This window comes from Streptomyces scabiei 87.22 (assembly GCF_000091305.1).
In the GTDB taxonomy this organism is placed as follows: Bacteria; Actinomycetota; Actinomycetes; order Streptomycetales; family Streptomycetaceae; genus Streptomyces; species Streptomyces scabiei.
The window spans coordinates 4,889,480-4,912,596 of sequence record NC_013929.1; the positions used below are offsets into that span (position 1 = coordinate 4,889,480).

Consider the following 23,117-nt stretch of genomic DNA (forward strand, 5'->3'; position numbering starts at 1 on the left):
CGGAATCAGAGCCAGAAAGCGCTTTCTCCAGATGAGTGTCAGGGGGTGTTCTGGACACGTCAATAGATGTGTACGTGTGTTGTGTTCACATGGATGAATCACGAGAGGCGTAGCGAAGTGCCGCCTCGGAGGCCGGTGAGTCGCTGTTCAGTGGCACTTCGGTGCCTACGGGAAGAGCCGGTGCGGGTGCGTTCGAGGCTGCCGGGATGGCGTCGTGAAGCGACGGTCATCCGAGCTTGTGAACGAGCGGGGCCCTCGGGCTCTGCCGGTGAGGTCTCGGCTCAGGGGGGTCCGGGGGCGGGGTACACCTGGCCCAGGCTGCCGAGATCCAGCACGGGGATGTACGCCTCCGGGCGAAGCGTGAAGGACGTGACGCGCGCCGGGGGGTACTTCACGAACAGGCCGGCCCACACCCCGGTGCGGGTGGGCCCCGAACCGATCAGGTGGAAGTCGCCCCGGGCGACCGCGAAGAACACCGGGTCCTGGCTGGATCCGGTGCCCGGGTACAGCAGGGCGTGGGCGGCGTCGCGGGTGGTCGCCACGATCCTGATGCCGTGAGGGCTGGGCTCATGGCATCGCGTCGCCGACCATGCGCGGATCTCGGCGACGACTTCACGCAGGACCGGGTCGGGGATGGTGTCCGGCATGCCTCGCGTCCTCCCTCGGCGTCGCCGGATGCGCCGCCCGGATGCGGCGGCGGGGCGTGGGGCGTGTCCCGCGGGGTCGGGGACCGTGGTGGTGTCGAGGGCCCGTGGTGGTGGCCGAGGGCCCTGGTGGCGCGGGGGCTGTGGCTCGCCGTGCCTTCCGCGTCCCGTACTGTTCGGGCCGCGGAGCCTTGGCTCTCGGGGTCGCAGGCCCTGGCTTTCGGGGGCCTGCATGGCCTGCACTTCCAGGGGCGCGGGGAACTGCGCGAGGAGCCCGCCGGATCGGCGGCCGTGCACGGCCCGTGGCGTTTCGAGGTCCGCCACGTGGCGGCGCGCACCCAATGGCGTCCGGACAAAGGCAAAGGCAAGGACGTCACGCTCTCCTTGCCACTCTCAACCTATAGCGCACCGGGGGGCTTGCGGCAAGGCCCCCGTGGTGGCGCAGAATCTCCGGGCCGAGCCGGTGCCGACGGCATCGCGGCGAGCCACCCTCCACCCACGACCGGGTGCGCACGCCGAGCGCGCACCACCGAGCACGCGGACCCGGCCGGCAGCCTCGTCCGGCGGGCCAGTGCCACAGGCCCGGTCGGCAGCGACAGCCGGCAGGCCCGCCCCACAGACGGCCCCAGGAGGACCAGTCACCAGCAGAATCAGCAGCACCGCAGGCAGGACACCCGGCACCACCCATGGCCGACACCCGGCGGCACCCGTGGCCGCAAGCGACCCCGCATTCGAAGCGTTCGGAGCGATTGACATGAACCCCCCGACCACCGGCCCCAGCGCGTTCGACCTTCCCGCCCGTCTCTCCGCCAAGGCCGACCCGGCGCTGATCGCGGCCGACGAGCGGTACTTCGAGGCGCTCGCCACCTGTCTCGACCGGTCGATCGCCGAGGTGTCCGCCCAGCTGGACGCCGCGCGCAGGGCTCCCGGCGGTATGGGCCGGCACGCGATGGACCGGGACACGGAGGTCCACCGTCTCACCGCCCGCCTGCGCACCCTGCGCCGCTTCGGCCTGGACCTGTGCCTCGGCCACATGGTGAACCCGGACGACCCCGAACCCGTCTACATCGGCCGTCTCGGACTCACGGACGGCGTGACCGGGCGCCGGCTGCTGATCGACTGGCGGTCCCCGGCCGCCGAGCCGTTCTTCGGCGCGACCCACGCCAACCCGATGGGCCTGACGAGCCGCCGCCGCTACCGCTGGACGAACGGCCGGATCAGCGACTACTGGGACGAGGTCTTCTCCCGCGAGGAGCTGGACGGACGCACCGGCCACCACGCCGCCGCCCTCGACGACCAGTCGGCCTTCATCGCGAGCCTCGGCACCAACCGGTCGGAGCGCATGCGGGACGTCCTCGGCACCATCCAGGCCGACCAGGACGCCATCATCCGCGCCGGTTCCCGGGGCGCGCTGGTCGTGGACGGCGGCCCCGGCACCGGCAAGACCGTCGTCGCCCTGCACCGCTCGGCGTACCTCCTGCACTCCGACCCCCGGCTGGGCCACCGCCGGGGCGGCGTCCTCTTCGTCGGCCCGCACCGCCCGTACCTCTCCTACGTCGCCGACGTGCTCCCGAGCCTCGGCGAGGAGGGCGTACAGACGTGCATCCTGCGCGACCTGGTCGCCGAGGGGGCGGCGGCCGGTACGGAGAGCGACCCGGAGGTGGCGCGGCTGAAGGCGTCGGCGGCGCTGGTGACCGGCATCGAGAAGGCCGTGCGCTTCTACGAGGAACCCCCCACCGAGGGCATGACGGTCACCACCCCCTGGTCCGACATCCGGCTGGGCCCCGAGGACTGGACCGCCGCCTTCGACGCGGCGGAACCCGGCACCCCGCACAACGAGGCCCGGCACCAGGTCTGGGAGGAACTGCTGACGATCCTGACGGACCGGCACGAGGCCGAGGCCGACCCCGATCCCGACCCGGAGACCACCGCCGCCCCCTCCCCCGCCCTCCTGCGCCGGGCCCTGCTGCAGAACCGGGACCTGGTCACGGCCTTCAACCGTGCCTGGCCCCTGCTGGAGGCGGCGGACCTGGTCGGGGACCTGTGGACGGTGCCGGCGTACCTCCGGTTGTGCGCGCCCTGGCTGACCCGCGAGGAGGTGCGGTGTCTCCAGCGCGACGAGCCCCGGGCCTGGACGACGTCCGACCTGCCGTTCCTCGACGCGGCCCGGCAGCGCCTGGGCGACCCGGAGACGGCCCGCCGCAAGCGGCGGCAGGCGGCGACCCTGGCCGCGCAGCGTGAGCGCATGAGCCAGGTCGTCGACAACCTGATCGAGGCCGTGGCCAACTCCGGCGCCGACGGCGACGAGGGCATCGGCCTGGTGAACATGCTCCGGGGCGAGGACGCGCAGGTCAGCCTGGTGGACGACTCCGAGCTGTCCGCCGCCGACCCCGACCTGCTCGCGGGGCCGTTCGCCCACGTCGTCGTGGACGAGGCGCAGGAGCTGACGGACGCGGAGTGGCGGATGCTGTTGCGGCGCTGTCCGTCCCGGAGCTTCACGATCGTCGGTGACCGCGCCCAGGCCCGGCACGGGTTCACCGAGTCCTGGCAGGAGCGTCTGAAGCGGGTGGGCCTCGACCGCGTCGAGCAGGCGTCCCTGACGGTCAACTACCGGACGCCGGAGGAGATCATGGCGGAGGCGGAGCCGGTGATCCGGGCGGTGCTTCCGGACGCGAACGTGCCGACCTCGATCCGCAGCGGCGGCGTCCCGGTCGTCCACGGCCCCGTCTCCGCCCTGGAGGAGACCCTGGAGACGTGGCTGGCCGCCCACGACGACGGCATCGCCTGCGTCATCGCGGCGGCGGGTCCGCCCCGTACGACCCCGGCGTCTCCCCGGGTCCGCACCCTGACCCCCGAACTGTCGAAGGGCCTCGAATTCGACCTGGTGGTCCTCATCGACCCGGAGGGGTTCGGGGAGGGCATCGAGGGGGCGGTGGACCACTATGTCGCGATGACGCGGGCGACACAGCGGCTGGTGGTGCTGACGACGCACGCCTGAGCCGTACGCCGGTCTCGCACGCCCGTCTCGCACGCCGGTCTCGCACGCCCGTCTCGTACGCCGGTCCCGCACGCCGGGGCGGTGGCCTCAGGCCACGGTCCTGGCCTCGGCCAGCCGGTGGAACGCCCGGGTGGTGCCGGGGTGCACCATCTCGTCCAGCAGATGCCGCCAGTCGGGGTCGGTGACGGGTGCGGGGTGCGCCCGGTCCCACGCGGTGAGGAACGGACCGAAACCGCCGTCGTCCCGCGCGTCGGTGGCCCGCGTGTCCGAAGGCCGCGTCGACTTCATGGGGGTCTCCTTCCGTCCGGAATCCCTCCGGTGTCTGTCCGGTTGCCTGCCCGGGATCCGTGCGGGATCCGTGCGGGATCCGTGCGGGATCCGTGCGCTCGCGGAACCCGCCTCACTCCACGGTCCCGCACCCGGGCCCGCACGGCCATGCGGTCCGCGGCGGCACCTCACCCGCGTCGGGCGGCCCCGTCCGGCCACACCACGTCCACGGGGACGCCGGCCGCCCGCGCGTCGAGGACGGCGTCGGCGGTGCCGCCGCCGTTGCCGGTGGGCGGCACCCCGTCCCAGACGGCGACGAGACGGTCCGCCCGCTCGACGAGTACCGCGTTGGCGGCCTCGTACGCCTGCCGTCCGGCCGTCTCGTAGGGAAGCGCGACGACCTCCGCGGCGGCCTCGACGAGCCGGTCGTAGGACGCCCCGTGCTCCGCCTCGACGGTGTTGCGGCGGTAGTCCCGCGACGGCGTGACGACGACCAGCCGTCCCCCGAGCGCGAGCACGGCCTCGGCGAACAGGGTGTCGGCCCCCTTGGCGACACAGGACACCCCGACGAGCCGCCCGTCGACGGCGTACGGCCTGAGCAGTGTGTCCAGGGCCGCCCGCACGAGGGGGACGGTGCCGTCGGTCAGGTCCAGGTGTCCGGTCACCGCGATGGTCGTCACGGCCGCCCCTCCCTCTCCGTAGGCGCTCACGGGCTCAGCTCGCCGTCGAGGGATGCTTCGCGCGCGTCCGGGTGATGGCGTAGCCGAAGGCCGTCGCCAGTATGTACATGAGGACCGAGTACACAGCGCTGGGAACCGCCACCTCGGTGCTGTCGAGAATGCTCAGGGCGATGGTGAGGGCCACCGTGGTGTTGTGGATCCCCACCTCCATGGCGCTGGCCACGGCCTGGGGCTCGTTCAGGCGGAGGGCCTTCGCGCCGCCGTAGCCGATGGCGAGGCTCGCCAGGCAGAACAGGCCGGTGACCAGGCCGACTTGGCGAAGGTAGTCCGCGAGGTTCTCCCGCTCTCCCAGCAGCGCCCCCAGCGACACCGCGACCAGGACGGCGATCGAGAACACCCGGACCGGACGGTCCGCGCGGGCGGCGAACTCCGGGGAGCGCTTCCGGACGAGCATGCCGAGCCCGACCGGGACGAGCACGATGGCGATCACCTGCAGCACCTTGCCGAACTGCAGCCCCAGATCGCCCTCGACGTCGAAATAGGTGATGGCCAGGTTGGTGATGAGGGGGATGGTGACGGCGGCCAGCACGGAGTTGATCGCCGTGAGGGTGATGTTGAACGCCACGTCACCACGGAACAGATGGCTGAAGAGATTGGCGGTGGTGCCGCCCGGGGACGCGGCCAGCAGCATCACGCCCACGGCGAGCAGCGGGTCCACGTCGAAGCCGACGACCAGCCCGAAGGCGAGCAGCGGCAGCACGGCGATCTGCACGGTCAGGGCGAACGCGACCGCCTTCGGCGAACGGGCCACACGCCGGAAGTCGGCCGTCGTGAGCGAGAGCCCGAGGCCGAACATGATGACGGCGAGCGCGACGGGCAGGCCGGTCGTGATCAGCACTGAATCGTTCATGCCCCCGCTTTCTGGACGACGGCATGACGGCAGCGGGGATACCGGGACTGCCGCACGGCCCGTAGGTCGCCACAGTGAAGCAGCAGCCAAGCCCCCGTCACAAGGTTCGTGCAGGTCAGAGTGGTCTGCGATCCGATGCTCGGGCGCTCTGCGCGGCGTATATGGCGTGACATGTGGGGCTTCGACGCGGGACGGGGACGAGCGGCCGTGAGTCTTGATCACCACTGAGGACGCTGATTGGCTGGCCGGCATGAATGATCTCGGACCCGTTGCGTGGCCTCCTGCACCGATCAAGACCGAGAGGCTCGTGCTGCGTGAGCCCGAGGCCCGGGACCGTGCGGCGTTCATCGAGCTGCACGCCTCGCCGGAGGTGCACACCTACCTCGGCGGCCCACGCCCGCGTGACGAGCTGGAGCGCGAGATGTCCGAGGTGCCCGGGCGGTGGCCCGGAAGTCTCGTCGTCGACCTCGAAGGGGCGATGATCGGCCAGATCCTGCTCAGGAGAGCAAAGGAACACCTTTGCCCCGCTGCCGTGGGGAAGGTCGATCTCGGCTACCTGTTCCTGCCGCGGGCGTGGGGGTTCGGGTATGCCGCCGAGGCGTGCGCGGCGGCTTTGAACTGGCTCGAAGACGCCCTTCCGGGTGAGCCGGTGGTGCTCGCCACCCAGACCGCCAACGTCCGTTCGATGCGCCTGGCGGCAAAGCTGGGGTTCGCCGAAGCGGAGCGGTTCCGGGCCTGGGACGCCGATCAGTGGCTCGGCCTGCGGGCCCCGGTCACGCCCTCTGATTGAGTTCGCCCTCGACAGCATGGACCCGTCGCGGCGTCGGTAGTGGGTGTGGCTCCGAGTGAGGGCCTGGGGGGCGGAGAAGGCCGAGAAGAAGCCGGCGCGCATGAGCCGGTTGTTCTTGACGAAGCGGCGGCCGACGAAGCGTCTCTTGCCGGAGGCGTGGGTGACGGGGCGAAGCCGGCGTGGGACTTGCATGGTCGGGCGCCGGTGAAGCGGACCCGGTCATCGGCGAGCTCGGCGAGACACCCGCCCCGCGAGGCTCAGTCGATCGGGATCTCGTAGGCGATCTCCCAGCGCACGTCCGGCACGGCGATGTCTGCCGTCTCGACGGGGCGTCCGTCGCTGTCGTAGTACGTGCGCTCGATACGGGTCAGCAGCTCACCGACGCTGATCCCCAACAGGTTGGCCTCTTCTTGCGTCGCGCGGCCCGGTCGCGGAACCTCAACGGCGGTCTCGACGGCCACGCCGATCGAACGCATGCGCTCCACGACAGCACTCTCGTGGGCATCTACCTTCTCCAGCCCGAGGTACGTCAACGCGCGCGAGCCGCGGCCCGGTTGGCAGAGGAGGCGTGTCGATGACCGCCGTACGGAGCGGTCGGCCCACAGAACCGCGCACCGAGATCCCCCTGCTGCGCGCCTACCGACTGGACCGTCGAGCGCACTCCGGGCCGCCCCGTTCGTCGCACGGACGACGACCGCCTGGCCGTACACCTCCGCCTGTCCCTGGCCGGCGGACCCACCACGGACACCGACCTGACCCTCACCCTCTCCGAAGCCGAACATCTTCACGCCGCGCTCTGCCGCGCCCTCGACGGGGAGCCCGCACCTCCGACCGGGCCGGACTGCCGCCGGTCGGTTCAGGTCTCGCCCCGGGTGCCGCATTCCACGGGGTCCGCGTGGAAGTCTTCCGACGCGGGCGACTTGTCGACCGTCCCGGCAGGCCGCTCCATCGGCCTGCCGGGACGGTCGCGGCACAGCAGATGAACAGGGCTCAGTGGGCGAGCACGAAGGGGTCTACGACGGCGGTGTCGCATCGCGCCTCGTACGCGACGCACGACGAGGACCGCGAACCGAGCGGTGAGCAGGGTTGCTCGGACGCATGCGCGGCCGCGGCCGACGCGGAGTCGGCCGGCTTCCTGCACTCGGATGCCGCCTCATGTCTCGCACGGCATCCATGAGCAACGCGACGTGAACGCGGAGGACGGCCCCGAGCGTGAGCAGCGCGGTCAGCACGACCACACATGCGAGACCGAGCCACGCGACGAACGCGACCGCCCAGGCCAGATCCGGTGACTCCGGCCGCTCCGTGGTGGCGAGCCACATGATCAGCTTCACCTCGACGGCAGCGTGGCTGACGATGAGGCCGTTCCACATCACCAGGAGAACGGTGTCCCATGCCAACCGTCCCGTGACGCCCCCTCCTGCCGACGGCCTTGGTTCGCGGTTCCAGAGTGCCTGGAACTCGACGGTGGCAACGACCAGGATGACGGGGATGACGGTCACCATGGTCGACGCGTAGTCGTCGGTCATCCTGTACGCCATGATCCCCCCGGCACGCGCTTCAGAGACACGACGGTAGGGCATGCGCGCCTGCCGAGGTGGCAACCGCCGCATCCGTGGACCGCCGTTCAGACCTTCGCCGCCACCACCCGCGTATGGCCGGCGGTCAGCAGGCCGACATCCTCGACGTCGGGCGTCAGGACCGTCACCCGGCCCGGCTGCTGCAGAGCCGTCGCACACAGCATGGCGTCGATCGCGTACTTGTGGCCGTGCAGCCCCGCCGCCCGAAGCAGCGCGGCGGCCGACTGGGCCAGCGCCTGGGTCACCGGCTCCACGCGCAGTCGCGACAGCGTCCACCGCAGCGCGGCATCGTTGATCCGGGGATGCATCACTTCGACCAGCACCGCGGCCGAAGTGACGACCGGGAGATCGGCCTCCCGGGCGGCCACGAGCCACTCGTGCACCTCCCGGTCCCGCTGCACCGCCTTCGCCAGCCCTTCGCTGTCCAGAACCAGCGCACCACTCACGCGGCGGCCTCCGCCCCGGAACCATCGCCGGCGAGCCGCGCCCTCTTCGCCGCCACCGCCTCCGGGTCGGCGGGCCCGTGCACCTCTTCGAAGCCTGCGATCAGCTCGTCGAGGCCGTCCCGCTCGATCTGTCGCTGCGCCGCCCTCTCCAGGTACGCCGACACTCCCCGCTTGCCGACCCGCTCACGAATGGCCTGCAACGTACCGGCCGTCAGCGTGACCGAGATGCCGCTGCTCGGCCCGTCACCAGGCGGAAACTCTTCACTGTCTCCCATACCCCTCACTATGGCATTGGAAATGCCATAGTGGTACCACGGCCGGCCGGAGCCGCTAATCCTGGATCAGAAGGTCCGGGTGGGTGGCCGTGAAGATCAGGTAGGCGATCGCCGCGGCTGCTCCCAGAAGGGACAGTGCGCCGCCGGCGACGGCGCGTGACCTGTTCGTTCGGCCCTGTGCCGATGCCCGGTACTCGACCCGGGCCCGCGCGAGGCCGGCGAGGGCCAGGGGCAGGGCGGCCACGGAGACGAGGATCCAGAACGGGCAGCAGAACCAGCACGCCACCGACGCCCCGCCGAGGAAGACGGCGAACTCCCCTGTCTGCCGGGGCTCGTCCGGTGCGTCGGTGGGAATCACGGGCCGATTCAAGCAGAGCCCGCCCGGCGCGAACGCGCCGGGCCGCAAGGGCACGGGCGCACGAAGAAGCCCCAGGGCGATGCCTGGGGCTTCCTCATGGGCCGTGGACGCGGTCCCGGGCCGTCGCCTACGACGCCGGCGTCACGTCCGTCAGCTTCCAGCGCTGGTTGGTGCCCGAGTTGGGGATCCACAGGCCCACGCCCGCGCCGTCGTTCGTGGACTGGCCGCCGACGTCGGCGAGCTGGCCGGTGGCCGTGTTGACCAGGGTCCAGGTGGAGTCTCCGGTGCTGGAGAGGATCCACTGGGTGGCGGTGTCACGGGCGCCCGTGTCCGGTTCGGCGACCAGGGAGCCGCCCCGGACCGCCAGGCGCTTGTGGGAGGCCGCCTCGGTCAGGACGTAGCGGGTGCGGTTGCCCGTCGGGCCGGTGCCGACGCGGTCCAGGGTCCACCGCTGGGCGGCCGTGGCGGCGTTCGGGTTCTTGATGACCAGGCTCTTGCCGTCGGCGGCGAGGGCGAGGTTCTTGCCGCTCTGGACGCCGTTGAGGGTGTAGGTGTGGTCGTCCTGCAGCTCGGCGGCGGAGGCGGCGACGCCCGAGACGCTGCTGATCAGGAACGACGTCACCGACTGGGCCGGGACCGTGATCGTGGCCTTCTTGTCCCGGACGTCCACGGCCTTCTGGCGGACCAGCTTGCCGGAGGCGTCCGTCACCACCGGGGTGACCCGTGCGTGCTTGCCGACGTCACCGAAGCGGGAGAGGTCGAGCGTCACCGCGCGCGGGGCCGTCGTGCTGTTGACGTGGACGACCGTCGCCTTCTTGCCCTTCTTCGCGACCGCGGCCGTGCTCGACTTGTCGTCGGTCTTGATCAGGCGGTCGCCCGGCTTGATGTAGTGCGTGAAGTTACGGGCCGTGTCGAACTTGGTGTTCGTGTAGATGGGGCACGACTTCAGCGTGTCCGACGACTTGCACGAGAACGACATCTGGATGGAGCCCCAGTTGCCGCCCTTCGCGGACTCGCCGCCCGGCTTCATGTTGTCGTAGTCCTCGACCGGCTGCCAGAACACCCAGGCCTGGGGCTCCAGTTCGCGCAGGTCGTCGACCATCTGCTGGGCGAGGCCCAGGCCGGGGCGCATGTCGGTGAAGCTCTGGCCGTCGCCCCAGTCGCCCTCGACCTCGCTCATCCACAGCGGCTTGTCGGCGGCCTTGGCGAGGTCACGGACCATGGTGCGCTGGCCGGTGCCGTAGGTGTGGACGTTCATCTGGCCGACGAGGTCGCGGACCTCCTTGGGGTAGGAGTTCCAGTTCGTGGCGAAGATGGACGGGTTGGTCTCGTCCATCGCGGAGATCTCCGCGTCCGAACGGGACTTCTTCAGGACCGGGGCGAGCGCCTTGATGACCTTCTGCTGCAGCTCCGGGCCGATGTGCGCGCCCTCCTGGCGGCCGCCGGTCGGCTGGCCGTCGGCGCCGAGCTTGGTGCCCCAGTAGTTGGTGTTCGGCTCGTTGAAGGGGTCGAGGGTGTCGACCTTGATGTGGTGGGCCTTCTCCAGGCGCTCGGTGGCGCCGACCAGGTACTTGGCGAAGTCGTCGACCGAGTCGGCCTTCAGCTGGTCCTTGGTGGAGTCGAAGCCGCCGGAGACGTAGCCGCTCTCCGTCATGAACCAGGGCGGGGAGTTGCTGAACGTCTCCCAGTGGTCGATGTCGTTCTTGATGCGGTCGACCCACCAGCGCTGGGTGGCGTCGGCGTCCTTGTTCCAGTCGTTCTTGTCGTCGGCGTCCCACCAGTCGACGTCCGTGCGGGTGGTGCCCGCCGGGGCCTTCCACCAGCCCTCGACGGCGCCGCCGGCCCGCAGGTAGTCCTTGACGTCGGGGGCGTTGCCGCCGCCGATGTTGTAGCGGGCGATGTTGAGGTCGAGGCCGTCCTTGCCGAAGAGCAGGTCGGCGAGCTTCTCGCGGACCGCCGGGGGGTAGTCGCCGGTGGCGTTGGCGAACCACACCAGGCTGGTGCCCCAGCCCTCGAAGCTGTCGGCCTTGTAGGAGGGGTCGGGGCGGACCGTGACCGAGGCGACGGCGGCCGTGTCGGCGTGCGCCATCGGCAGGGAGGTCGTGGCCATGACCGTTCCGGTGGCCAGGGCCGTGACGCCGATGGCCCCGAAGAGCCGTCTCGTACGGGTGCGGTGTGCCATTCGAGTACTCCAACTCTTCCGTGTGTCACGTCCCGGCGAGACACGGAGAAAGGGGCCGGCGTTCAGCGTGGTGCGGTTCCTGCGAGGCGTGCGTTCTGCTGCTTTTCAGGCGTGTACGGAGCGGTTCGGCACGCTCTCATGGGGTTTACGAGTGATGCGCTTCGGCGGATGTTTACGTAAACATCCACTGAGGCGGATGTCTACACTGTCCGAATCGCGGCGGTCAAGGATTCGTAAGAGATCGACACGGCGTTCCGGGTGTGGCGGACGGGGCGCGGGGGCCGGAACAGCGGGCAGACATTCAGGTACGGAACCGGGCAGAGAACCACGGAAGAGTCGGGGGACATCAGGTGGACGCGACCGACGGTCGTAGCACGAGAAGACGCTCCGCCCGGCCCCGGCAGGGGCCCTCCATGGGGGACGTCGCACGGCTCGCCGGTGTCTCGTCGCAGACCGTCTCCCGGGTGTCCAACGGGTTCGCCGGGGTCAACGAGGACACCCGGCGCCAGGTCCTCGCCGCGATGCGGGAGCTGGGGTACCGGCCCAACAGCGCCGCGCGGGCGCTGCGGCGCGGGGAGTTCCGGACGCTCGGCGTGATCACCTTCTCCCTCTCCACCCTGGGCAACATCCGCACCCTCGACGCGATCGCCACCTCCGCCGCGCGCGAGGGGTACGCGGTCACGCTGCTGCCCGTCGCCGTGCCGACGCAGGACGAGGTGAACGGGGCGTTCTCCCGGCTCGGGGAGCTGGCCGTGGACGCCGTCATCGTCATCATGGAGGTCCATCTGCTCGACGCGGCGACCGTGTCGGTGCCGCCCGGCGTGCAGGTCGTGGTGGCGGACTCGGACGCCGGGGACCGGTACACCGTCGTCGACACCGACCAGGCGGGCGGCGCGCGGGACGCCGTACGGCATCTGCTGGAGCTGGGGCACGGGACGGTGTGGCATCTGGCCGGGCCCGAGGACTCCTTCGCGGCACAGCGACGGGCCAACGCCTGGCGCGCCACGCTGGAGGAGGCCGGGCGCCCGGCGCCGCCGCTGGTGCGGGGCGACTGGTCGGCGGAGTCGGGGTACCGGGCCGGGCTGCGGATCGCCGAACAGGCGGACTGCACGGCCGTGTTCGTCGCCAACGACCAGATGGCCCTCGGGCTGCTGCGCGCCCTGGACGAGCGCGGGCGCCGGGTCCCCGAGGACGTCAGCGTCGTCGGCTTCGACGACATCCCGGAGGCCGCGTCCTTCCTGCCGCCCCTCACCACCGTCCACCAGGACTTCGCCGAGGTGGGACGGCTGTGTGTGCGGGGCGTGCTCAGCAAGATGCGGGAGGGCGCGGAGGAAGGGACGGCCGGGCACGGGACGACGCTGGTGCCCACGCGGCTCGTACGGCGGCGCAGTACGGCGCCGGCGCCGCCGCCCGCCTCCTGAACGCGTTCGCCCGACCTGTGCGCCTGATCCGTGCGCCTGATCTGTGCGCCTGATCCGTGCGCCTGATCCGTGCGCCTGATCCGTGCGCCTGATCCGTGCGCCTGATCCGTGCGCCTGATCCGTGCGTCTGCCTCCGTTCAGCGCCCGCCCGTCACGGCTGCCGCAGGGGTTCCTGCTCCTGTCCCCGCCCGTGCCGCTCGTTCCAGTGGCGGGCGAGTTCGTCGAGGGCGCGGTGCGTGCGGGCCAGTTCCCAGAGCAGGTAACCGGCGGCGCCGGCGAACGGGAACCAGGCACCCCAGTGGAAGACGAGCACCGGCATGGTCAGCAGGCCCACCAGGACGACGAACCTGAGCAGGACGGCCGCGTAGGGCTGGTCGCGTTCGACCATGGCGTCCTCTCCCCGGACGGGGACCCAGCGTAAGCGCGACCTCATCAGCTACCCCCTCGGGCCTCGTGAGGCCCCCTCGGGCTCCCCGGGCTCCCCGGGCTCCCCGGGCTCCGGGTGACCATCCTGGCGTTCGCCGTCGTGGAAGGGCCAGTGCGCGGTTGTACAGGTTTCTTCACACGGCTCACGCCCGAGCCGGAAGGGGGCGACGGTGGGTCGCGCGCCGGGATCGCCGTTACGGTGTGGGGTCGTGACGGGGTTACGGGGTGTGCGCGGGGCGCGCGGGTGGTGGGAACGGGGGCGGGCGCTCGGGGAGGCCCATCCGTGGGTGGTCGACGGCGGGGTCGCGCTGCTGGTGCAGGCGGCGGTGACGATGCCGTTCGTGGTGCCGCGGGCCGGCGGGCTGCCGGCGCCGACCTGGGCGGCGTACGGGCTGACGACACTGACCGTGGTGCCCCTGGTGTGGCGGCGCCGGGCCCCGCTCGCCGTACTGCTGGCGATCATGGTGACCAGCCTGGTCTACCGGCTGACGCTGGACGGGCCCGGACAACCGCTGCCGTACAGCGGGCTGGTGATCGTCTACACGGTCGCCGTCCTCTCGCCGCCCTGGAAGCGGCTGGTCACCGGACTGCTGCTGCTGGTCGCGGTGCCGGTGGGGGTGGGGCTCAACAGCCGGTCGGCGCGTGAACTGACCTTCTCCGCCTTCGTCTTCGCGGCGGCCTACGTCTTCGGACGGCTGACCGACGCCCGTCAGCGGGCGCACCACGTCGAGGCCGAGCGCGCCGCCGCGCGGGAGCGGGCCCGGATCGCCCGCGAGATGCACGACATCCTGTCCCATGCCGTGAGCCTGATGATCGTGCAGGCGGAGGCCGGGCCGGTGGCGGTGCGGACGGCTCCGGAACGGGCCGAGGCGGCGTTCGACGCGATCTCCGAGGCCGGCCGGGACGCCATGGTCCAGCTGCGGCGGATGCTGGGCGTGCTGCGCGAAGGGGCCGGGGAGGCGGCCGAGGAGGAACGCGTGTCCCGTGCACCGCAGCCCGGGGCTGGGGATCTGGCCGGGCTGCTCGACCGGGTGCGGGGCAGCGGGCTCGACGTCGTGCACGAGGTGGTGGGGCGGAAGCGGGCGCTGCCGGCCGCCGCCGGGGCGTCGGTGTTCCGGATCGTGCAGGAGGCGCTGACGAACACGGTCAGGCACGCGGACGCCCGTACCGTCCGCGTGCGGCTGGTGTACGGGGAGGACGAGGTGCGCGTGGAGGTGACGGACGACGGGCGCGGGCCGCGCGCCGGGCACGTCGGCGGGCACGGGCTCGTCGGCGTGCGGGAGCGGGCGGCCGCGCACGGGGGTACGGCGGAGACCGGGGCGGGGCCCGGCGGGCGGGGGTTCGTGGTGCGGGTGCGGATACCGGTGGCGCCCCTCGCGGGCACGACGGCCGCGGCGGGGACGGGGGCGGGGAGATGACGATCCGGGTGGTCGTGGCCGACGACCAGGAGCTGGTGCGCAGCGGCTTCGCGCTGATCCTCGACGTCCAGCCGGACATCGAGGTGGTCGCCGAGGTGGGTGACGGGGCGGCGGCGGTGGAGGCGGTACGGCGGCACCGCGCCGACGTGGCGCTGCTGGACGTCCGGATGCCCCGCATGGACGGGATCGAGGCATGCCGGGCGATCGGTGCCGAGAGAGCCGGGCGGGGCGGCGGCAGCGGCGACGTGGGCGGTGCCTGCCGGGTCGTGATGCTGACGACCTTCGACTCCGACGAGTACGTGTACGAGGCGCTGCACGCGGGGGCGAGCGGGTTCCTGCTGAAGGACGTACGGCGGGACGATCTCGTGCACGCCGTACGGGTCGTGGCGCGGGGCGACTCGCTGCTCGCGCCGTCCGTGGCACGGCGGCTGGTGGAGCAGTACACACGGCCGCCCGCCGCCCGGGCCCCTCGGCCCGACCCGCGGCTCGGCCTGCTGACCGGGAGGGAGCGCGAGACGCTGTTGCTGCTGGCGCGGGGGCTGTCGAACGCGGAGATCGCCGCCGAGCTCGTCGTCAGCGACCACACGGTCAAGACGCACGTCGGCAACGTGCTCGCCAAGCTCGGGCTGCGGGACCGCGTCCAGGCGGTGATCTGCGCGTACGAGACGGGTCTGATCGCGGCGGGGGACGCGCCGCACGGGGCCGCCGGTCCCCCGGCCGGGGGAGTTTCCCGGCCCGGGGTCTCCCCCGCGTCGGCGAGGGAGTGACCGCGGCCGCCCGTCGAAGACCCCCTGTGCGGGCGATCCGCGCAGGTCCGCGGGTCAGCAGGATGGAGCCGTCGAGAGCGACCGTGCGGTCGCGAACACCGGCTCACATCAACGGAGTTGCTCATGAAGCGCGCCACCCGCACCCTGCTCGCCGCCGCCTGCGTCCTGGGGACGGTGACGGGTCCGGCGGCCCTGCCGGCCGCCGCGTCGCCCTCTCCCGGCGGAACGGCGAACATGACCGCGCCACCGCATGTGGACCCCGGCACGGCGCGGACGGACCCCGCGACGGACCCCGCGACGGCCGCCGCCCTGGAGGCCGCCGTCGCCGGGCTGCCCACCGCCGACGCCACCGCCGCGCTCGTCCGGGTCGGGGGCACCGACGGGGTGTGGCGGGGCAGTTCGGGGGTGCACGACCTGACGAGCGGGCGGGCGGCCGACCCGCGCGCCCGGTTCCGGGTGGGGTCGGTGACCAAGGTGTTCACGGCTGCGGTGGTGCTGGGGCTGGCGGCGGAGGGGAAGGTCGACCTCGACCGGAGCGTCCGCGCCTATCTGCCGGACCTGATCCCGGCCTCGTACGGCGGTGTCACCGTCCGGCAGTTGCTCGATCACACGCACGGGATCCCGGCGGCCGACTTCCCGGGGTCGACGGTCGAGGAGTGGTACGCGAACCGTTTCCTGGTCCACGACCCGGAGGCGATGGTGCGCTCGGCCACGGCGAAGGAGCGGGAGTTCGCGCCGGGCGAGCGGCAGCACTACCTCAACATCGGCTACACGATCGCCGGGCTGCTGGTGGAGCGGGTGACCGGGGACTCCTACGAGCGGCAGCTGGCGCGGCGGGTGCTGAAGCCGCTCGGGCTGCGGGACACGTACGCCCCCGGGGCGGATCCCCGGATCACCGGCCCGCACAACCACGGATACCAGCGGATGACGCTGGACGACGGGACGACCGGGCTGCGGGACGTGACCGTGTGGGGGGTGACCGACGGGTGGGCGGCCGGGGACCTCGTCTCGACCGCGGCTGATCTGGAGCGGTTCACCGACGCGCTGTTCGGGGGGCGGATCGTGCCGCGCGGGCCGCTGCTGGAGGCGATGTTCACGGTGCCGCGGGTGGCGGCGTTCCCGAGCGGCAAGCCGGCCGAGTACGCCGTCGGGCTCGCCCGGAAGGTGCTCGGCGGGCGGGAGGTGTGGGGCAAGACGGGCGGGCGCTGGGGCTACAACGCGGCCATCGCCTCCACCCGGGACGGCTCCCGCACCCTCGTCTACAGCGTCAACTCCACGGACGCCAAGGGCCAGGACGTGAGCCGGGTGGCCCTCGGTGTGATGGTCGCGGCCTACGGGTCACCGTCGTGACCGGCCCACCGACCCACCGGCCCGCCGCCCCGATCCGTATGCGCCAACTTCCTTGAATATAGGACCAGTTCTGGGCCGGAGATCACGACCGCCACTAGCATCGCCCTCATGCGACTTCGTCGGAGCCATGACAAAAGCATCCTCGATCCGGCCGCCCTGCCCCGTGATCCGCGGGCCGACGAGTATCCGATGCCGAGCGTGCCCCACGGGTGGTACGCGGTGCTGCGCAGCGGGGAGTTGCGGGCGGGGAGGGTCGTCAGCCTGCACTACTTCGGGCGGGCGCTGATCGCGTTCCGCGGGTCGGACGGACGGGCGGCCGTGCGGGACGCGCACTGTCCGCACTACGGCGCGCACCTGGGTGTCGGCGGGAAGGTCGTGGACGGGGCGGTGCAGTGCCCGTTCCACGGGTGGCGGTTCGGGACGGACGGGCGGTGCGTGGAGGCGCCGTTCGCCACGCGGACGCCCAAGGTGTCGATCGGCGGCTTCCCGGTGCGGGAGCACAGCGGGCTCGTGTTCGTGTACGCCGGGCCGGGCGAGCCGGCCTGGGAGGTGCCGGAGATCGAGGAGACGGGGTCACTGGACTTCGCCTCGCCGATCGACGACGTCTGCCGGGCGCGGATCCACATCCAGGAGATGCGCGAGAACATCGTCGACGAGTCCCACTTCCACTTCATCCACGGGCAGAGCGAGCCGCCGGTCCAGCGGTGGCGGGAGGACGGGCCGTTCGCCGAGGCGCGGGGGACGATCAGCAGGCGGGTGCTGGCCTGGGACATCAACAACACGTTCGACTCGTACATGTACGGGCCGGGGGTGATGGTCGTGCGGGTCCACGGGCCGGTGCTGTCGGTGACGGCGGTCGCGCTCACCACGCCCGTCGACGACCGCACGAGCGAGCTGCGGATGCTGTACTACCTGCGCAAACCGGCCTGGCTCCCCTTTCTCACCCCCCTGTTCAAGCTGGTCTTCCGGGCCGAGGCGCTGGGCGAGGTACGGGAGGAGGTCCAGATCTGGGACCACAAGATCCACCAGCCCCGCCCGGTCCTGCTGCCGCACGAGAAGGGGATCAGGGCGCTGCGGCGGTGGTACGCGCAGTTCTACCCGGGGCAGGGGGAAGCGGCGGTCACGGGCTCCGGGGAGGGCGCGACCGCGGGTTCGGGGCAGGGTTCGGCCGAGCACGGGACGGGCGGAACGGACAGTGACACGCCCGCCGGGTCGCCCAGGGCCACGACCGGCGGACCGGCGGACGGCACGGGCGGGGGTCCGGTCGGCCACCCGGCCGGGGGCGGCACCGAGGGCCCGGCGGAAGGCGCGTCGCGGGAAGCGGCCTGAGGCCCTTCCGACGACCCTGGGGCCGGTCGCCCGGATCATGCCTCGGGCGCGGGACTCACCGGCGGTCGTCGGCCACCCGGCCGGGGGCGGCACCGAGGGCCCGGCGGAAGGCGCGTCGCGGGAAGCGGCCTGAGGCCCTTCCGACGACCCTGGGGCCGGTCGCCCGGATCATGCCTCGGGCGAGGGGCTCGCCGGCGGTCGTCGAACAGTCGTGAGCCGACCGGTGAACCGGTGTCCGGGCCGGGACTCGGGGGACACGGCCCGGCACCCCGGCTCAGGTGGAGGGGAGGATACGGCGCGTTTCGTAGGCCCACATCGCGATCTCGACCCGGTTGCGGGCGCCGAGCTTGGCCATCAGGCTGGCCAGGTGCGTCTTCACCGTGCTGAGGCTGATGTGCAGCGCGTCGGCGATCTCGGTGTTGGTCAGCCCGCGGGCGACGGAGAGGAGCACCTGCTCCTCGCGGGCGGTGACGGGGGAGACGGGCTGGGCCACGGGCCGGCCGGCGGGCACGTCCGCGAAGGCCTGGAGCAGGCGGACGGTGACGCTGGGCGCGATGAGCGCCTCACCCTCGGACGCCGACCGTACGGCCTGCGCCAGAAGGTCCGGTCCCGTGTCCTTGAGAAGGAATCCGCGGGCGCCGGCACGCAGTGCGCCGTAGACGTACTCGTCGAGGTCGAACGTGGTGATGACGACCACGGCCAGCGGGTCGGCGACGTCCGGGCCGGCGACCAGCCGGGTGGCCTCGAGCCCGTCGAGTACGGGCATGCGGATGTCGAACAGGCAGACGTCGGGGCGTAGTTCGCGGGCCAGGCGCACCGCCTCCCGCCCGTCGGCGGCCTCGCCGACCACCTCGATGCCGGGCTGGGCGTTCAGCATGATCCGCAACCCGGTGCGGATGATCGTCTGGTCGTCAGCGACGAGGACGCGAATGGACACCGCTCTCGCTCCTCGCTCTCGGCAGTTCGGCTTCGACATGCCAGCCCCGGTCGGTACCCGGGCCGGCTCGTAGTGTGCCGCCGAGCAGGGTCGCGCGCTCGCGCAGTCCGGTCAGTCCGTATCCGTCGCGACCCCGGCCGGTGCGGCGGCCGTTGTCGCGCACGCTCACCCGTACCGTGTGCCGTTCCGCGGCGACCCGGACGACGAGGTCGGTCGCGTCGACCGCATGGCGCAGCGCGTTGGTCACCGACTCCTGCACGATCCGGTAGACGGCAGCGTCCACGGTGGGGGACAGCGCGTCCAGTTCGCCGTCGAGCCCCAGGTCGACCCTGAGGCGACCACCCGGGGTACGCACCAGGCGCTCCAGATCCGCGACTCCGGCGGGCGGCGCCAGCTCGGCGCCCACCTCGCGGTCGCGCAGCGCGGCGACCATGGCACGCATCTCCTCCAGCGTGCGCGCCCCTTCCTCCTCGACCCCCTCCAACGCCTCGACGGCGGCGGACGGGTCGGTGCCCGCGAGCACCCGGCCCGCCTGAGCGATGATCACCATGGCCGACACGTGGTGGGCCACCGTGTCGTGCAGTTCCCGGGCGAGCTGCTCGCGCTCGCGGGAGCGCACCTGCTCCACCTGCCGCTCGCGAGCGGTCACCCGGAACCGCACGGCAGCCCCGACCACCCCGGGCAGCAGCAGGAAGACGAGGCCCACGACCTTCTCGACGACCGGGGTCCCGTCCGCGACGACACACAGCGTGCCGACCGCGAGGATCACCGCGCCGCCCAGCACGGTCTCGCGTCCCGATCCCCACCGGGGCAGCGCGTACACCAGCACGAGCACGACCGTGCCCGTGTACAGGCCGACGGGCTCGCGCGGTCCGGCGACGAGCCAGACCACCTGGAGCAGGGCCACCGAGCCGAACGCCAGCGTCACCGTCGCCAGCGGGCGGGTACGGCGCCACAGGGGCAGCAGCCACAGCCATACGGCGAACACCACCGCCACCGGCCGCCACACGACGTCCTCGCGCAGGGTGGCCTCCAGCGCCACACCGGCGAGGCCCGCGGCGAGCAGCGCCCAGTCCCGCCGCACCCGTGCGGGCGCGTCGGGCGGCCGGGGTTCGGTCCACAGGGTTCGCAGGTCGTCTCGGAGCACGGTTCTCAGCCTAGGGACCGCGGCGGGCCGCGCATCGGCCGAAAGGACGGGTTGTCGCTCCGCCCCGGGGCCGACGGATCCGCGGCCCGCGGGCCGATGCCGCGGAGCGCCGTGGCGACGAGTCTCGGCATCGGCGGCCGTACAAGGACGGCCGACGAGGTGGTTGGAGGACCCGATGCTCTCGAAAGCCCTGTTGCGCCTGGGCGCAGGCGCCGCCCGCCATCCCTGGCGGGTGATCGCGGCATGGCTGGTCGCCACCACGCTCGCCGTCCTCGCCGCCGTCGCCTTCGGCGGGCGGACCGCGGACTCGATGACCGCTCCGGGACTGGACTCGCAGAAAGCCGCGGAACTGATCGGGCGGGCCCGCACCGGCCAGGAGGGGATGACCGCCCAAGTGGTCGTCACGCCCCGCGACGGCGCTGCGACGTTCTTCGACCGGGGCGGCGCGCGCACCGCTCTCACGCGGCTGCGGGCCGAGGTGGAGCGGCTGCCGCACGTGCTCGGCACGAGCGACCCGGCGGGGGCACTCGACGCACGCGGGGACGCCGCCGTGCGCGGCGGCCTCGTCTCGGCCGACGGGCGGATCGCGGTCGTCCGGGTGCAGTACCCCGACCAGAGCCGGCTCTCGGCCGAAGACCTCGACGCCCTCGTCGGTCTCGGCGACCGGCTGCGCGCCGAACTGCCCCTGCGCATCGAGATGGGCGGGAACCTCTTCTACGCCTTCTCCGACCCCGACGGCGGCGCGAGCGAGCTGATCGGCCTCCTCGCCGCGGCCGCGATCCTGTTCCTGGCGTTCGGCTCGCTCGTCGCCGCCGCGCTGCCGATCGGCATGGCGGTCTTCGGACTGACCGTCGGGGTCGCCACGATGACGCTCCTGGCGGGGGTCACGGACGTCCCGACCTTCGCCCCGGTCCTGGGCAGCATGGTCGGGCTCGGAGTGGGCATCGACTACGCGCTGTTCGTGCTCGCCAGGCACCGGGAGTACCTCGCGGGCGGGGTCGATCCGCGGACGGCGGCCGGACGGGCGGTGGCGACGGCGGGGCGGCCGGTGGTCTTCGCCGGCGGCACCGTCGTCGTGTCGATCCTCGGCCTGGCGGTCGCGAACGTGCCGTTCATGACGGTGGGCGGGGTCGCCGTCTCGATCGTCGTCCTGATCATGGTGCTCGCGTCGGTGACGCTGCTGCCGGCCTTCCTCGGCGCGGCGGGCCCGCGCCTGGCCCGGGCCGGCCGGATCGGCCGGGCGCTTCGGGCCGGGCGGCGGCGGGACGTAGCGGCGGGCGCCGCTCCTGCCGTCGGCTGGCGTCGCTGGATCGGGCACGTCGGCCGGCATCCGGTGCCGTACGCGGTCGGCGCGGCGGGGTTGCTGCTGACCGCGACGCTGCCCGTGCTCGGCCTGCGCGTCGGCCTGCCCGACGACGGCTCACTTCCCCCCGGCCGTACCGAGCGCCGGGCCTACGACCTCGTCGCCGAGGGGTTCGGCCCGGGCACCAACGGTCCCCTCGTCGTCGCCGCGGACCCCGCCGGTGATCCGGGAGTGCTGGACCGACTCGTCGGGGCGGTCGCGGCGGATCCGGGCATCGCGTCCGTCGCGCCGGCGCACGTCGACCGGGCCACCGGCATCGCGACCCTCGTGGTGTTCCCGGCCACCGGCCCTCAGGACGAGGCCACGGCCGACACCATCGCCCGGCTGCGCACCGACGTGCTGCCCACGGCGATCGGGCACGGCCCGGCCAGGGCCCACGTCGGCGGCGCCGCCGCGAGCCTGTCCGACGTGGGGCAACGCACCAGCGAGCGACTGCCGGCGTTCGTCGCCGCCGTGCTGGCGATGTCGTTCCTGCTGCTGATGCTGGTCTTCCGCTCGGTGCTCGTACCGCTCAAGGCGGTCCTGCTGAACCTGCTGAGCATCGGCGCGGCCTACGGCGTCATGGTCGCGGTCTTCCAGTGGGGCTGGGGAGGCGCACTCATCGGGCTGGAAGCGACGGTTCCGATCGTGTCGTTCATCCCCATGTTCCTCTTCGCCATCCTGTTCGGCCTGTCGATGGACTACGAGGTGTTCCTCCTCTCCCGCGTACGCGAGGAGTACCTGCGCACCGGCGACAACGGCACGGCCATCGTCGAGGGCGTCTCGCGCACCGCCCGGATCATCACCTCGGCCGCCCTCATCATGGTGGCGGTCTTCCTGTCCTTCGCCGTCGCCGACGACCCCTCCACCAAGATGTTCGGGCTCGGCCTGGCCACCGCGATCCTCATCGACGCCACGGTCGTCCGCATGGTGCTGGTACCGGCGACCATGACACTCCTCGGCCGGGCCAACTGGTGGCTGCCGAAGTGGCTGGACCGGATGCTTCCCCGCGGCCCGGTCGGCACCGCCGACACCGGCGGCACCGACGCGGAAGCCACGGGTGAGGCCGGCCAGGGCCGCGGCGGCACCGCCGATAGCGGAATCGATGGGGAAGCCGCTGGTGGACGAACACGACGCGGCCCGGCCGGGCCTCGCTGACGGCGGTGAGGATGTTGTGCGCGTAGGTCTGGCGGTCCTTCTCCGAAGCTACCGGCAAGTGGATGAAGACTCCCTCGGCGCCTCGGTAGGCGTCGGTCAGGTCGGCGGCGGAGGAGTAGTCGGCGGCCAGGACGTGCTGCGCGCCGGGCACGACGGCGTCGGGGTTGCGGGTCAGGGCTGTCACTGTCTTGCCCGCGGCGGCGAGAGCGGCGACTACGGGGGCGCCCTGGGCGCCGGTGGCGCCATGAATCACGTAGGTCATGACGCCATTAGTGCATGCAATGCACCAGTTACATCAACTGCACTAATGGGGTACGGTCGAAATTGTGACTGATCCCTGTCTGCCTGAGTGCGGTGTCGCCCGGTTCCTCACGCTGCTCAACGGCCCGTGGGCCACTTTGATCGTGCGCGAGCTGCTCCACGGCCCGCACCGGTTCAACCAGCTGCGCGAGGCTCTGCCCGGCATCAGTCCGCACACTCTGACAAGTCGACTGCGTCAGTTCGAGCGGCACGGCATCGTCACCCGCACGACGTACGCGGAGATCCCACCGCGCGTCGAGTACGCGCTGACTCCTCTCGGCGAGGGCTTGCGCGAGGTCCTGGAGGCCATGGGGACGTGGGCCATGGCGGTGCCGGATCCCGAGTCCGGCGTCACCGCCTGACGTACGCCTGGCCTAGCGACCTTGGTGACG

At 72.4% G+C, this 23,117-nt stretch carries 22 protein-coding genes and 2 pseudogenes; 9 read left to right on the forward strand and 15 right to left on the reverse strand.

Translation table 11 applies throughout. The features are described 5' to 3' along the window. Positions 1 to 281: 281 nt before the first annotated feature. Entirely contained in the window at positions 282 to 647 is a 366-nt protein-coding gene (locus tag SCAB_RS20705; protein WP_013002030.1) for a hypothetical protein, read from the reverse strand. Between the two features lie 751 nt (positions 648 to 1,398). Between SCAB_RS20705 and helR the strand changes: the two genes are divergently transcribed. Then, positions 1,399 to 3,642, forward strand: a complete 2,244-nt coding sequence (gene helR, locus SCAB_RS20710) for an RNA polymerase recycling motor ATPase HelR (RefSeq protein WP_041669435.1) — start codon at positions 1,399 to 1,401, stop codon at positions 3,640 to 3,642. Positions 3,643 to 3,729: 87 nt separating this feature from the next. On the opposite strand, the gene SCAB_RS20715 is transcribed toward helR, so the two are convergent. From SCAB_RS20715 to SCAB_RS20725, 3 genes are all read right to left on the reverse strand, one after another. Further along, a complete protein-coding gene (locus SCAB_RS20715; protein WP_013002032.1) occupies positions 3,730 to 3,930 on the reverse strand; it encodes a hypothetical protein in 201 nt (66 codons plus the stop codon). A gap of 167 nt (positions 3,931 to 4,097) precedes the next feature. Then, positions 4,098 to 4,589, reverse strand: a complete 492-nt coding sequence (locus tag SCAB_RS20720) for a hypothetical protein (protein ID WP_013002033.1) — start codon at positions 4,587 to 4,589, stop codon at positions 4,098 to 4,100. Positions 4,590 to 4,623: 34 nt separating this feature from the next. Then, complete coding sequence (locus SCAB_RS20725) at positions 4,624 to 5,499, reverse strand: bile acid:sodium symporter family protein (protein WP_013002034.1); 876 nt, start codon at positions 5,497 to 5,499, stop codon at positions 4,624 to 4,626. Between the two features lie 250 nt (positions 5,500 to 5,749). Between SCAB_RS20725 and SCAB_RS20730 the strand changes: the two genes are divergently transcribed. Continuing rightward, positions 5,750 to 6,289 (forward strand): GNAT family N-acetyltransferase, encoded by a 540-nt coding sequence (locus SCAB_RS20730; RefSeq protein WP_037723337.1) that lies wholly within the window; start codon positions 5,750 to 5,752, stop codon positions 6,287 to 6,289. Positions 6,290 to 6,316: 27 nt separating this feature from the next. Here the strand turns inward: SCAB_RS20730 and SCAB_RS48600 are convergent. The 7 genes and pseudogenes from SCAB_RS48600 to SCAB_RS20760 form a co-directional block, all read right to left on the reverse strand. Continuing rightward, positions 6,317 to 6,528 (reverse strand): annotated as a pseudogene (locus SCAB_RS48600) (IS110 family transposase); the annotation flags it as partial. Positions 6,529 to 6,546: 18 nt separating this feature from the next. Next, positions 6,547 to 7,170: a UTRA domain-containing protein gene (locus SCAB_RS49080; RefSeq protein WP_308056822.1), complete on the reverse strand. Its 624-nt coding sequence runs from the start codon at positions 7,168 to 7,170 to the stop codon at positions 6,547 to 6,549. A gap of 132 nt (positions 7,171 to 7,302) precedes the next feature. Further along, entirely contained in the window at positions 7,303 to 7,818 is a 516-nt protein-coding gene (locus SCAB_RS20740; protein ID WP_013002037.1) for a hypothetical protein, read from the reverse strand. A gap of 98 nt (positions 7,819 to 7,916) precedes the next feature. Beyond that, the gene (locus SCAB_RS20745; protein WP_013002038.1) at positions 7,917 to 8,315 is read right to left on the reverse strand and encodes a PIN domain-containing protein; all 399 of its coding nucleotides are present in this window, start codon (positions 8,313 to 8,315) and stop codon (positions 7,917 to 7,919) included. Further along, entirely contained in the window at positions 8,312 to 8,590 is a 279-nt protein-coding gene (locus SCAB_RS20750; RefSeq protein ID WP_013002039.1) for a hypothetical protein, read from the reverse strand. Before SCAB_RS20750 ends, SCAB_RS20745 begins: the two co-directional genes overlap by 4 nt. A gap of 55 nt (positions 8,591 to 8,645) precedes the next feature. Next, on the reverse strand, positions 8,646 to 8,948 hold the full coding sequence (locus SCAB_RS20755; RefSeq protein ID WP_041669437.1) for a hypothetical protein: 303 nt from the start codon (positions 8,946 to 8,948) through the stop codon (positions 8,646 to 8,648). Between the two features lie 127 nt (positions 8,949 to 9,075). Beyond that, on the reverse strand, positions 9,076 to 11,130 hold the full coding sequence (locus tag SCAB_RS20760) for an RICIN domain-containing protein (protein ID WP_013002041.1): 2,055 nt from the start codon (positions 11,128 to 11,130) through the stop codon (positions 9,076 to 9,078). A gap of 413 nt (positions 11,131 to 11,543) precedes the next feature. On the opposite strand from SCAB_RS20760, the gene SCAB_RS20765 reads away from it, so the two are divergent. Next, positions 11,544 to 12,551 carry a LacI family DNA-binding transcriptional regulator gene (locus SCAB_RS20765; RefSeq protein ID WP_037723218.1) on the forward strand — a complete coding sequence of 336 codons (1,008 nt, stop codon included), beginning with the start codon at positions 11,544 to 11,546 and terminating at the stop codon, positions 12,549 to 12,551. Positions 12,552 to 12,702: 151 nt separating this feature from the next. Here the strand turns inward: SCAB_RS20765 and SCAB_RS20770 are convergent, their stop codons facing one another. Then, complete coding sequence (locus SCAB_RS20770; protein WP_013002043.1) at positions 12,703 to 12,984, reverse strand: hypothetical protein; 282 nt, start codon at positions 12,982 to 12,984, stop codon at positions 12,703 to 12,705. Between the two features lie 202 nt (positions 12,985 to 13,186). Here SCAB_RS20770 and SCAB_RS20775 point away from each other — a divergent pair, with 202 nt between their 5' ends. The 4 genes from SCAB_RS20775 to SCAB_RS20790 all read left to right on the forward strand — a co-directional run bounded on the left by SCAB_RS20775 (position 13,187) and on the right by SCAB_RS20790 (position 17,841). Then, positions 13,187 to 14,395 carry a sensor histidine kinase gene (locus SCAB_RS20775; RefSeq protein WP_013002044.1) on the forward strand — a complete coding sequence of 403 codons (1,209 nt, stop codon included), beginning with the start codon at positions 13,187 to 13,189 and terminating at the stop codon, positions 14,393 to 14,395. Then, positions 14,392 to 15,162: a response regulator transcription factor gene (locus tag SCAB_RS20780; protein ID WP_013002045.1), complete on the forward strand. Its 771-nt coding sequence runs from the start codon at positions 14,392 to 14,394 to the stop codon at positions 15,160 to 15,162. Before SCAB_RS20775 ends, SCAB_RS20780 begins: the two co-directional genes overlap by 4 nt. A 123-nt stretch (positions 15,163 to 15,285) precedes the next feature. Beyond that, a complete protein-coding gene (locus SCAB_RS20785; RefSeq protein WP_013002046.1) occupies positions 15,286 to 16,512 on the forward strand; it encodes a serine hydrolase domain-containing protein in 1,227 nt (408 codons plus the stop codon). A 108-nt stretch (positions 16,513 to 16,620) separates the two neighbouring features. Next, positions 16,621 to 17,841 (forward strand): Rieske 2Fe-2S domain-containing protein, encoded by a 1,221-nt coding sequence (locus SCAB_RS20790; RefSeq protein ID WP_013002047.1) that lies wholly within the window; start codon positions 16,621 to 16,623, stop codon positions 17,839 to 17,841. A 274-nt stretch (positions 17,842 to 18,115) separates the two neighbouring features. On the opposite strand, the gene SCAB_RS20795 is transcribed toward SCAB_RS20790, so the two are convergent. Beyond that, complete coding sequence (locus SCAB_RS20795) at positions 18,116 to 18,778, reverse strand: response regulator (RefSeq protein WP_013002048.1); 663 nt, start codon at positions 18,776 to 18,778, stop codon at positions 18,116 to 18,118. After that, positions 18,753 to 19,925, reverse strand: coding sequence for a sensor histidine kinase (locus SCAB_RS20800; protein ID WP_013002049.1), 1,173 nt, complete (start codon positions 19,923 to 19,925; stop codon positions 18,753 to 18,755). Before SCAB_RS20800 ends, SCAB_RS20795 begins: the two co-directional genes overlap by 26 nt. A 175-nt stretch (positions 19,926 to 20,100) precedes the next feature. Here SCAB_RS20800 and SCAB_RS20805 point away from each other — a divergent pair, with 175 nt between their 5' ends. After that, on the forward strand, positions 20,101 to 22,425 hold the full coding sequence (locus tag SCAB_RS20805; RefSeq protein WP_013002050.1) for an MMPL family transporter: 2,325 nt from the start codon (positions 20,101 to 20,103) through the stop codon (positions 22,423 to 22,425). A gap of 22 nt (positions 22,426 to 22,447) precedes the next feature. Here SCAB_RS20805 and SCAB_RS45105 read toward each other — a convergent pair. Next, positions 22,448 to 22,687, reverse strand: a pseudogene (locus SCAB_RS45105) (NAD(P)H-binding protein); the annotation flags it as partial. Between the two features lie 64 nt (positions 22,688 to 22,751). On the opposite strand from SCAB_RS45105, the gene SCAB_RS20810 reads away from it, so the two are divergent. Then, a complete protein-coding gene (locus tag SCAB_RS20810; RefSeq protein WP_013002051.1) occupies positions 22,752 to 23,087 on the forward strand; it encodes a winged helix-turn-helix transcriptional regulator in 336 nt (111 codons plus the stop codon). Positions 23,088 to 23,117: the final 30 nt, after the last annotated feature.